At 39.7% G+C, this 11,937-nt stretch carries 8 protein-coding genes; all 8 read left to right on the top strand.

The features are described 5' to 3' along the window. Position 1 precedes the first annotated feature (1 nt). The 8 genes from prfB to uvrA all read left to right on the top strand — a co-directional run bounded on the left by prfB (position 2) and on the right by uvrA (position 11,876). A protein-coding gene (gene prfB, locus D0Z64_RS04785) for a peptide chain release factor 2 (protein WP_127345674.1) occupies positions 2-1,118 on the top strand; the annotation gives its coding sequence in 2 pieces (ribosomal slippage) (positions 2-73 and positions 75-1,118; 1,116 coding nt in all). A 29-nt stretch (positions 1,119-1,147) separates the two neighbouring features. Beyond that, positions 1,148-2,113: an HPr(Ser) kinase/phosphatase gene (gene hprK / locus D0Z64_RS04780; protein ID WP_127345673.1), complete on the top strand. Its 966-nt coding sequence runs from the start codon at positions 1,148-1,150 to the stop codon at positions 2,111-2,113. After that, positions 2,110-2,946 carry a prolipoprotein diacylglyceryl transferase gene (gene lgt, locus D0Z64_RS04775; protein WP_127345672.1) on the top strand — a complete coding sequence of 279 codons (837 nt, stop codon included), beginning with the start codon at positions 2,110-2,112 and terminating at the stop codon, positions 2,944-2,946. The genes hprK and lgt overlap by 4 nt, the downstream gene beginning before the upstream one ends. 32 nt (positions 2,947-2,978) lie before the next feature. Then, complete coding sequence (locus D0Z64_RS04770; RefSeq protein ID WP_006352625.1) at positions 2,979-3,998, top strand: NAD(P)H-dependent glycerol-3-phosphate dehydrogenase; 1,020 nt, start codon at positions 2,979-2,981, stop codon at positions 3,996-3,998. A gap of 133 nt (positions 3,999-4,131) precedes the next feature. Then, positions 4,132-5,058 (top strand): thioredoxin-disulfide reductase, encoded by a 927-nt coding sequence (gene trxB / locus D0Z64_RS04765; protein WP_006351855.1) that lies wholly within the window; start codon positions 4,132-4,134, stop codon positions 5,056-5,058. Positions 5,059-5,156: 98 nt separating this feature from the next. Beyond that, positions 5,157-6,881, top strand: coding sequence for a phospho-sugar mutase (locus D0Z64_RS04760; RefSeq protein WP_006351854.1), 1,725 nt, complete (start codon positions 5,157-5,159; stop codon positions 6,879-6,881). A gap of 104 nt (positions 6,882-6,985) precedes the next feature. Then, complete coding sequence (gene uvrB, locus D0Z64_RS04755) at positions 6,986-9,031, top strand: excinuclease ABC subunit UvrB (protein WP_127345671.1); 2,046 nt, start codon at positions 6,986-6,988, stop codon at positions 9,029-9,031. Next, positions 9,021-11,876, top strand: coding sequence for an excinuclease ABC subunit UvrA (gene uvrA, locus D0Z64_RS04750; RefSeq protein ID WP_080881553.1), 2,856 nt, complete (start codon positions 9,021-9,023; stop codon positions 11,874-11,876). Before uvrB ends, uvrA begins: the two co-directional genes overlap by 11 nt. The last annotated feature ends 61 nt before the right edge of the window (positions 11,877-11,937 follow it).

Raw genomic sequence — 11,937 nt, 5'->3', positions numbered from 1 at the left:
AATGGAAATTAGTGAAATTCAAAGTGTGCTAGACGATTTGAAGAAGCGTTTAGATCACTTTAGGGGGTCTCTTTGACTTAGATGCAATTGATGAAAGCATCGGAATCAATGAACAAAAAATGGCAGAGCCGAACTTTTGGAATGATCAGGATCAGGCTCAAAAATTAATTAGTGAAACCAATCTTTTAAAAGAAAAAAGAGATTCCTTTCTTGAATTGAAAAAGGAATATGAAGATGAAACGACAGCTCTTGAATTAATCAAAGAAGAGCCAGATAAGGAGCTGCAGGAAGAAGTTGAAAACAATTTAACTCATCTGCAGTCTGCTTTTCATAATTATGAGCTAGACTTGCTTATGTCGGGCAAATATGACAGTCATAATGCCTTGGTTGAAATTCATCCTGGTGCAGGTGGAACGGAAGCAATGGATTGGGCTAGCATGCTACTGAGAATGTATCAGCGATACTGCGAGAGTGTTGGCTTTAAGTTTGAGATCAATGACTATGAGCCAGGTGAAGAAGCTGGTGTAAAGAGCGTTAGCATTCGAGTAAGTGGCAAGAATGCCTATGGGATGCTGAAGTCTGAAAATGGCGTGCACCGTTTGGTTAGAATTTCGCCATTCGACTCTGCTAAAAGAAGGCACACTTCATTTGCCTCTGTAGAAGTTATTCCAGAAATAGACGATAGTATTAAAATTGATATTGATCCCAAAGATTTACGAATTGATGTTTATCGTTCTAGTGGTGCTGGCGGTCAGCACATTAATAAAACTTCAAGTGCGGTAAGAATTACCCACTTGCCTACTGGAATTGTAACGACTTCTCAGGCTCAGCGTTCTCAATTGCAAAACCGCGAGACAGCGATGAATGAATTGCGAGCTAAGCTTTTCCATTTGGAAGAAGAAAAGAAGAGAAAGCAAAAGCAGGCACTTAAGGGCGATCAAAAAGAAATCGGCTGGGGTTCACAGATTCGTTCATATGTTTTCCATCCTTATAATCTGGTTAAAGATCTGCGCACCAACTATGAAACAGCTGATGTTAAGGGGGTAATGGATGGCAAATTGCAGCCGTTTATTTATGCCTATTTGCAGTGGCGCTTAAGTCAAGAAAACCCAGATTAGAATTAGTCCATTATTAGATGAGGCAAAAAATGGTAGAATCGGTAAAATTAACTAAATTAATTCGTGATATCAGCATTCTTCATATCTATGAAGGAGAAAGCTACGTTGCCGATAAGGAGATTAAAGTTTCAGATATTTATCGGCCTGGCCTTGAATTAACCGGCTATTTTGACTTTTATCCAAAGCAGCGAATTCAATTGTTGGGTCGTACTGAAATCTCTTATGCGGCTCGGCTTGATCATGATATTCGGACGCATGTTTTTAAAAAAATGTGTACGCCTAATACCCCTTGCTTTTTAATTTCACGTTCTTTGCCAATTCCTGAAGAATTAAAGCAAGCAGCCGATGAAGCTAAAATTCCTATTTTGCAATCGTCTGATTCCACAACCTACTTATCAAGTATTTTGACGGATTATTTGCGGCAAAGATTGGCAGCTAGAACCAGCATCCACGGTGTTTTGGTTGAAATCAAAGGTATGGGTGTGCTTTTGACAGGTGTATCTGGTGTTGGTAAGTCTGAAACTGCCTTAGGTCTGGTTCAACGTGGCCACCGTTTAATCGCAGACGATCGGGTTGACGTTTATCAAAAAGACCATGAAACTGTCATGGGTGAAGCCCCTAAGATTTTGAAGCACCTAATGGAAATTCGTGGAATTGGTATTATTGATGTTATGAACCTCTTTGGTGCCGGTGCTGTAAAAGACAGAACGGAAATTCAATTAGTGATCAACTTGGTCAACTGGGATAAGAATGCCAATTACGACCGACTGGGCTTTGATGAAGACACGCGTGAAATATGCAATGTTGCAATTCCACAAGTAACGATTCCAGTTAAGGTTGGACGCAATATTGAAATCATTATTGAAGTTGCAGCAATGAACTTCAGAGCTAAGAAAATGGGCTATGATGCCACCCAAGTCTTTGATGATAATTTAGCAAATTTGATTTCTAACAATTCTAGAAAAGATACGAAAAGAGAAAATAATCAAAAATGATTTTCTGTGCACTAAACCGTAATGCCATCCAAATTGGCAATTTTAGCGTCAAATGGTATGGCGTTATCATGGCAGCAGCAATTGTCCTGGCTACTTGGATGTCAATTAGCGAAGGCAAAAAGCGACATATCATGAGTGATGACTTTGTTGACTTATTGCTATGGGCGGTACCTTTAGGCTATGTCGGTGCCCGGATTTATTATGTTATTTTTGAATGGGGCTATTATTCACAGCATCCTGATCAGATTATTGCGATCTGGAATGGTGGAATAGCTATTTATGGCGGTTTAATTGCCGGCCTGATCGTTTTGCTTGTCTTCTGCTATAAAAGAATGCTGCCGCCATTTTTGATGTTGGACATAATTGCTCCCGGAGTCATGGCTGCTCAAATTTTGGGTCGCTGGGGCAATTTTGTTAATCAAGAGGCCCATGGTGGACCGACTACCTTGCATTTTCTACAAAGCTTGCACTTGCCAGAATTTATTATTCAACAAATGAAAATCGGTGGAGTCTATTATCAGCCAACGTTTCTTTATGAATCCTTTTTTAATCTAATAGGATTAATAATTATCTTAAGTTTGCGCCATAAAAAATATTTTTATAAACAGGGCGAAGTTTTTATGTCATACTTATTATGGTATTCGATAGTCAGATTCTTTGTTGAAAGATTGCGAACGGATAGTTTGTATATTTTCGGTATAATTCGAGTATCACAGGCCTTGAGCTTAATTGTATTTATAGTGACATTGATTTTATTGATCTATCGTCGTGTCAAAGTTAAGCCAAAGTGGTATCTTGATGGTAGTGGTTTAAAATATCCATATACGAGATAGAAGAAATTCAGTTAGAAAGATTGAGAGATAAAATGACAAAAATTGCAGTTTTAGGTAATGGTTCATGGGGCTCGGTGTTGGGTTCCATGCTCGCTGATAATGGTAATGACGTAATTCTTTACGGTAACATAGATAAAGTAAATGAAGAAATCAATGCTACTCATACTAACAGCCATTACATGAAGGATTGGAAGCTAAACCCAACCACTTCAGCAACTGGAGACCTTGAAAAAGCTTTGGATGGTGCAGAGATCGTCTTATTCGTATTACCAACCAAAGCTGTTAGAATTGTTGCTAAAAATGTACGCAAAGTTTTTGATAAAACGGGTGCTAAGCCATTGCTTGTGACTGCTACCAAAGGGATTGAACCAGGAAGCAAGAAGCTGATTTCAGAAATTTTAACTGAAGAGGTTTATCCAAACGACAGTGACAAGATTGTTGCTATTTCAGGCCCAAGTCATGCAGAAAACGTTGCTCAAAAAGATTTGACAGCGATTGCTTGTGCTTCAGAAAATGAAGAAAATGCCAAGTTTGTGCAAAAGAAGTTTTCTAACAACTACGTTCGTTTCTACACCAATGATGATTTGATCGGTGTTGAAGTTGGCGGTGCCGTGAAGAACGTAATTGCAATTGCTGCCGGTATTTTAGTTGGTAAAAAATACGGCGATGATGCTAAGGCTGCCTTAATGACTCGTGGTCTTGCAGAAATTACCCGTTTGGGTGTTAACTATTTTGGTGCTAAGCCAATGACCTTCAGTGGTTTAGCAGGTATTGGTGATTTGATTGTAACTTGTACTTCAGTTAACTCAAGAAACTGGCGTGCTGGTAAGCAAATTGGTGAAGGCAAGAGCTTAGATTATGTATTGAAGAACATGGGCCAAGTTGTTGAAGGTGCTACTACAGTTAAAGCTGTCCATGAATTAGCTCAAGAAAAGAACATCGATATGCCAATTAGTGAAGCAGTTTACCGTGTTCTTTACGAAGATGCTGATGTTGATGAAGAAATTAAAAAGATGATGGGCAGAAGTCCTAAACCTGAAATTCGTCTTTAATAAAAGAGAAAGAAGTGTCTGTTAATGCAGGCACTTTTTTTATATCTTAAAGTTGTTTATAATCAAATTTGTTGTCAGAACGTTTTAATCATAGTAAAATACACTTATGAAAAGTAAGGAAAGGGCATAACAAATGGCAAAAGAATATGATGTAATTATTATTGGTGCCGGCCCCGGTGGATTAACTGCAGCACTTTATGCAGCTCGAGCAAATTTAAATGTGCTAATTTTAGACCGTGGACCTTATGGCGGACAAATGAATAATACTGACGCAATTGATAATTATCCTGGTTTTACCGAAGTTAAAGGACCAGAACTTGCAGAAAAAATGTATCAGTCAGCAATGAAATTCAAGCCTGATTTCGAATACGGTGATGTACAAGCTGTGAGTCTTGATGGTGAGAATAAAATTGTTAAGACAGATACAGCTGAATATACGGCCAAGGTTGTCATCATTGCTTCGGGTGCTGATCATAAAAAGCTTAATGTTCCTGGTGAAGAAGAATATTCTGGCAGAGGAGTTTCCTATTGTGCCGTCTGTGATGCAGCCTTCTTTAAGGATGAAGACGTTGCCGTAATTGGTGGTGGAGATTCCGCAATTGAAGAAGGAATTTATCTTTCACAATTAGCTAAATCCGTGACGGTTATTCACCGCAGAGATCAATTGCGTGCCCAACCTGATTTGCAAAAGAAGGCTTTTGCCAATAAAAAAATGAAATTTATCTGGAACGCACAAACACAAGCAATTGAAGGTGATGGCAATAAAATTACCGATATTGCTTATAAAGATAAGAAGACCGGTGAAGAAAAGAAATTGCAAGTTGCCGGCGTTTTCATCTATGTTGGTGTAATTCCGCAAACGGCTCCATTCAAGAATCTCGATATTTTGGATGAATATGGCTGGGTTAAGACGGATGATCATATGCGGACAAAAGTTCCTGGCATTTTAGCTTTAGGGGATGTTCGTGCCAAAGATTTGCGTCAAATTGCAAATGCGGTTGGAGACGGCAGTATCGCAGGTCAAGAAGCATATAATTATCTTCAAAATTTAGATGACTAACATTATAGACTCACTTAACTTAAGTGGGTCTCTTTTTTTTACAAAAAATGGTACAATATTAACTGAGAATTTAATTTTAGATAAGAATTGAGGCATTCATGTTAGCAAAAGAAATTTATGAACAATGGCAAGCTGCTACTAATTTGCCAGATTATTTACAAGATCAATTAAATACTTTAGGTAAAGATGAAAAATGGATTGAAGATGCATTTGGTCAGGATATCAATTTCGGAACGGCTGGAATGCGTGGACGTCTAGAACCTGGAACTAATCGAATTAATTTGTTTACAATTGGTCGCGTGACTGAGGGTTGGGCCCGCTTAATCGACGAAAATGGTGAAGAAGCTAAAAAGCGTGGTGTTGCTATTTCTTTTGATTCACGTTACCACTCAAGAGAATTCGCAGAACATGCTGCAAGAATTTTGGGTGCCCATGGCATTCACGTCTACTTGTTTGATGACTTGCGCCCAACGCCAGAATTGTCATTTGCCGTTCGTTATTTGCATACTTTTGCAGGTATTAATATCACGGCTTCACATAATGCCAAGCAATACAACGGTTATAAGGCATATGGCGAAGATGGTGCACAGATGGCGCCAGAACATGCTAATCGTTTATTTGCATATGCACAAAAGGTAAAGGATATCTTTTCTGTTAAGGCTGCTCCGGTACCACAACTCCGTGCAGATGGTCTTTTGCAATTAATTGGTGAAGATGTTGATGAAGCCTATCTTGAACACTTGAAACAAGTCAACATTGATACAGAAATGATCAAGCAAAACGCCGATAAGCTAAAAATTATTTATACTCCGCTTCATGGTACAGGCAAGATGCTGTATGATCGTGCATTTAGACAAAGCGGCTTTGATAATATTATTCCTGTTCCGAGTCAATCAATTATTGACCCAGAATTTCCGACAACAATCAAACCTAATCCTGAATACCGTGACGTTTTCAAACCAGGCTTCAAATTGGCCGATAAAGTTAATGCCAACGTCATTATTGCTACTGACCCAGATGCCGATCGTATGGGTGCCGCAGTTAGAAAAGACAATGGCGACTTCCAAGTATTGACTGGCAATCAAATTGCCACCTTAATGGCATATTACTTATTGGTTCACTTGAAAGAAAGCGGCAAGCTGGATGCAAATTATGAAATTGTCACTTCAGTAGTTTCAAGTGCTTTGCCATTTAAGATTGCTAAGGATTTCGGAATTAAAACCAAACATGTTTTAACTGGATTCAAGTACATCGGCGAAGAAGTCGATCGTATGAACAAAGCGCAGGATGCTAAATTCTTGATGGGCTTTGAAGAAAGCTATGGCTACTTATTTAAGCCGTTTGCTCGTGATAAGGATGCTATGCAGGGAGCTTTAATGTTTGCAGAAGTAGCTAGCTATTATGCTTCTAAGAACATGACCGTTTTTGATGGCTTGCAAGAAATCTGGAAGAAATACGGCGTTGCTTATGAAATTACTAAAGCAATTGAAATGCCAGGAATCGGTGGCCAAAAGAAGATGGCAGAATTAATGAGTCGTCTTCGTCAAGAGCATTTGTCTGAAATTAATGGTGCCAAAGTAGTTAAAATTCAAGACTTCGAAGAACAAATAACGACTGAGAATGGCAATTCAGAAGCCTTAACCGGTTTTCCAAAATCAAATGTTTTGAAATACTTCTTAGATGATGAAACCTGGGTGGCTTTACGTCCATCCGGTACCGAGCCTGTTATTAAGGCATATGTTGGCGTTAACCGGAAGGATATTGAAACTGCAGAAAAAGCTGCTGAAGATTATCAAGATGCTTTGTCAAGACTATTAAAATAATGCAAATTTAGTGCGAAAACACGTTCGATGTAGTAAAATTGAAGACGTTAAAATAAGAAAGTTGGGCTTTTAGTCCAACTTTTTTTACGAGGAGTCTTTGGCAAATGATTAAACGACAAGAAAATCGCAAATTCGAACTAGTTTCTAAATACAGTCCCGCTGGTGACCAGCAACAAGCAATTGATAAACTTACCGCTGGTTTTAAAAAAGGATATAAAGAACAGATTCTTGAAGGTGCCACGGGAACGGGTAAAACTTTCACAATGGCCAATATCATTGCTAAATTAAATAAGCCAACTTTGGTAATATCGCACAATAAAACTTTGGTTGGACAACTATATGGCGAATTTAAGAGCTTTTTTCCGCATAATGCTGTTGAATATTTTGTATCCTACTATGACTATTATCAGCCGGAAGCTTATGTTCCGCAGTCAGATACTTACATTGAAAAAGATTCTGCGATCAATGATGAAATTGATCAGCTTCGTCACGCTGCCACCTCAGCCTTGATGGAAAGAAACGATGTTATTGTCGTGGCTTCTGTTTCATGTATTTATGGATTAGGTGATCCACGGGAATACGCAAGAAGTGTTTTGACTTTGCATGAAGGTGATGAGATTGAGCGAAACGTCTTATTGCGGGATCTCGTCAACATTCAATATGATCGTAACGATATCGACTTTGGACGTGGTCGTTTCCGCGTTCGAGGCGATGTTGTTGAAGTCTTCCCAGCCGGTAATTCCAAACATGCTTATCGGATTGAATTTTTTGGTGATGAAATTGATCGTATTGTCGAAATCGACTCTCTGACTGGTGAAATTTTTGGTGAACGGGAAAGTATTTCATTATTCCCAGCTACGCACTTCATGACCAACGATGAACAGATGCGGCGTGCATTGCAAGCTATTTCGCAGGAAATGAACGTTCAAGTCAAAAAATTTGAAGGCGAAGGCAAGCTGCTTGAAGCGCAAAGGATTAAGCAGCGAACGACTTATGATATGGAAATGATGAGTGAAGTTGGCTACACTAACGGTATTGAAAACTATTCTCGCCATATGGAAGGGCGGAAGGCCGGTGAACCACCATATACTTTGCTTGATTTCTTCCCAGATGACTTTTTGATTTTAATCGACGAATCCCATGCTACAATGCCGGAATTAAGAGCGATGTACAATGGTGACCGTAATCGTAAGAAAACGTTGATTGATTATGGTTTCCGTTTGCCATCTGCTTTGGATAATCGTCCACTTAAGCTTTCTGAATTTGAAAAACATGTCAACCAGATTTTATATGTCTCCGCTACACCCGGAGATTATGAATTAGAACGGACCAATCATAAGGTTGAACAAATTATCCGACCAACCGGATTGCTGGATCCTAAAGTAGAAGTTCGCCCAATTGAAGGGCAGATCGATGATTTGGTTGGTGAAATCAACAAACGCATTGAACGAAATGAGCGTGTTTTTGTAACTACGCTTACTAAAAAGATGGCTGAAGATTTAACCGATTATTTGAAGGATCTTGGGATAAAGGTTCGCTATCTTCACTCCGATATTAAAACGCTGGAACGAATGCAAATTTTACGCGATTTGCGACTGGGCAAGTTTGACGTTTTGATTGGAATTAACCTTTTGCGTGAAGGAATTGACGTTCCTGAAGTTTCGTTGGTTGCAATTCTGGATGCGGATAAAGAGGGGTTCTTAAGAGCATATCGGCCATTAGTTCAGACCATGGGTCGGGCTGCTCGTAATGCTCACGGTGAAGTAATCATGTATGCTGATTCAATTACCGACTCAATGCGCGAAGCGATCGATGCAACTAACCGTCGGCGCAAGATTCAGATGGAATTCAATAAAGAACATGGCATAACGCCAAAAACAATTATCAAGCCAATTCGGCAAGCAATTTCAGCGACCAAGCAAGTTGATGACAAGGATAAAAAGTCGGATAGCTTTGCTGATTTGAACTTCGATGAATTAACAAAGAAGCAAAAAGAAAAGATGATCGACAGTCTCAAAGCACAAATGCAAGAAGCTGCCAAAAAACTCGATTTTGAAGAAGCAGCCAATTTGCGGGACGCAATGATGGAATTGCAAAAATCAGTCAAGAAGCCGATTAAGAGAAAAGGGAAGACATTCAATGGCAAATGATCAAATCGTAATTCGTGGTGCTCGCGAGCACAATCTTAAAGATGTGAATTTAACAATTCCCAAGAATAAGCTAGTTGTGGTAACGGGCTTATCTGGTTCAGGCAAAAGTTCTTTAGCTTTTGATACCTTATATGCAGAAGGAAGACGGCGTTATGTTCAGTCTCTTTCGAGCTATGCGCGGCAATTTTTAGGACAAATGGATAAGCCAGATGTTGATTCAATCGATGGTTTAAATCCTGCAATTTCCATCAACCAAAAGACGACATCGCATAATCCTCGTTCAACAGTTGGTACGGTTACAGAAATCAATGATTACCTTCGCTTGTTGTGGGCAAGAGTTGGCACGCCAATTTGTCCAAATGATGGTACTGTGATCGAGCGTCAGAGTGTGGATCAAATGGTCGACCGCATCATGGCTTTGCCTGAACGCAGCAAAATTCAATTGTTTGCACCAGTCATTCGTGACAAGCGCGGTGAGCATAAGGAAGTTTTCAAACGGGTTCAACGTGCTGGTTATGTGCGCGTGGTTGTCGATGGAGAAATGCATGAAATAGGCGAAGATTTTTCTCTTAAAAAAAACAAGCGCCACTCAATCGATATCGTAGTTGATCGTTTAATCGTTAAGCCAAGCATTCGTTCACGCCTGTTTGATTCAGTTGAAGCTGCATTGCGTTTGTCTGATGGCTATATGAACGTTGATGTGATTGGTGGCAAGATGCTTAACTTTTCTGAGTACTATGCTTGTCCAAAATGTGGCTTTACAGTGGGTGAAATGGAACCACGATTATTTTCATTTAATGCCCCATTCGGTGCTTGTCCGGCCTGTGATGGTTTAGGGATGAAACTTTCAGTTGATGAAGATTTAGTTATCCCCGATAAAAGCAAAACTTTGGCAGAGGGTGCACTTATTCCCTGGAAGAATTCCAAATATTATAGCGGCATGTTGGAACAAGCCTGTGCAGCTTTGAAAATTCCAATGGATAAGCCGTTTAATAAATTAACCCAACACCAAAAAGAAACAATTTTATTTGGTTCAAAAAAGGCCATTAAATTCCATTTAACAGGCGATTTTGGCGTTAATGATACCACACAGCCATTTGAAGGAATCATGGTCAATATTGATCGACGCTATCGCCACCCAATGTCAAAATTCATGCGGGATGCGATGGGCAAATACATGACGGAATTAACCTGTGCGACCTGTCATGGCAAGCGTTTGAATGAAAAAGCTTTGGCTGTAAAGATTGATGGCAAGGACATTGCTGAAGCCTCAGATTTATCAATCGATAAAGCACTTAAATTCTTTAAGCAGCTAAAGTTAAATGAGCAAAAGACCACGATTGCACGACCGATCTTGAAAGAGGTTAGAGATCGTCTTTCCTTCTTGGTGAGCGTTGGACTTGATTATCTGACTTTGTCACGTTCTGCTGATACTTTGTCTGGTGGTGAGGCACAGCGAATCAGGTTAGCCACCCAAATTGGGTCTAACTTGTCCGGCGTTATGTATGTGCTAGATGAACCTTCAATTGGTTTGCACCAGCGTGACAATGATCGTTTGATCAAGTCTTTGAAACGCATGCGGGATTTGGGCAATTCGCTGATTGTTGTTGAACACGATGATGAAACTATGCGGCAGGCCGATTATTTGGTTGATATGGGTCCTGGTGCTGGTATATATGGCGGCAAGGTGATGGCTGCTGGTACCCCGCAAGAAGTTGAAAAAAATCCTAATTCTTTAACCGGCCAATATCTTTCTGGCAAAAAGTTCGTACCTGTTCCGCTTAAACGCCGTAAAGGCAATGGCAAAAAGATCACAATCAAGAGTGCAGCTGAAAACAATTTAAAAAATATCAATGTTGATTTTCCACTTGGAAAACTGATCGTGGTGACAGGTGTTTCTGGTTCAGGCAAATCAACTCTGGTTAATATGATTTTGAAACGGGCTCTAGCACAAAAGCTAAATCATAATTCAACTAAACCAGGTAAATTTAAGAGTATTACTGGATATAAAAATATCGAAAAAATTATTGATATTGACCAGAGCCCAATTGGCAGAACGCCACGCAGCAATCCAGCAACTTATACTAGCGTATTCGATGATATTAGAGCGCTGTTTGCGCAAACCAATGAAGCAAAAATGCGCGGCTATACCAAGGCTCGCTTTTCATTCAATGTTAAAGGTGGTAGATGTGAAGCCTGTCATGGTGATGGAATTATCAAGATTGAGATGAACTTTTTACCGGATGTTTATGTGCCTTGCGAGGTCTGCCATGGTACGCGTTATAACTCTGAAACGCTCGAAGTAACTTACCGTGAAAAGAATATTGCCCAAGTGTTAGACATGACAATCAACGAAGCAACGGAGTTTTTCAAGAACATTCCAAAAATTGAACGCAAGCTGCAAACTATTGTCGATGTAGGTCTGGGCTATGTAAAACTTGGTCAGTCTGCAACTACTCTTTCCGGTGGTGAAGCTCAAAGAATGAAACTGGCTGCCGAATTGCAAAAACTGTCGACAGGCAAAAACTTCTATATTCTGGATGAACCAACGACTGGTCTGCATACAGATGATATAAAACGCCTGATGAATGTTCTCCAACGTTTGGTTGATGAAGGAAACACCGTTTTAATTATTGAACACAACTTAGATGTGATTAAGTGTGCGGACTGGCTGATTGATCTTGGACCAGAAGGCGGCGATGGCGGCGGCATGGTCGTAGCTACCGGAACGCCAGAAGAAATAGCAGAAGTTAAAGAAAGCTATACCGGCCAATATCTTGCTCCTGTTTTAAAGAGAGACACTGAATTGACAAAAGAAGCTAAGAAGTCAAATAAAACAAAATAATTATTTTATTATTTTCTAATTAGTGTAGAATGATGTAGAATGAAGAACAAGGAGGATAAAA

This window comes from Lactobacillus amylolyticus (assembly GCF_003999355.1).
Taxonomy (GTDB): Bacteria; Bacillota; Bacilli; order Lactobacillales; family Lactobacillaceae; genus Lactobacillus; species Lactobacillus amylolyticus.
This window is presented reverse-complemented; position numbering and strand designations above follow the sequence as displayed.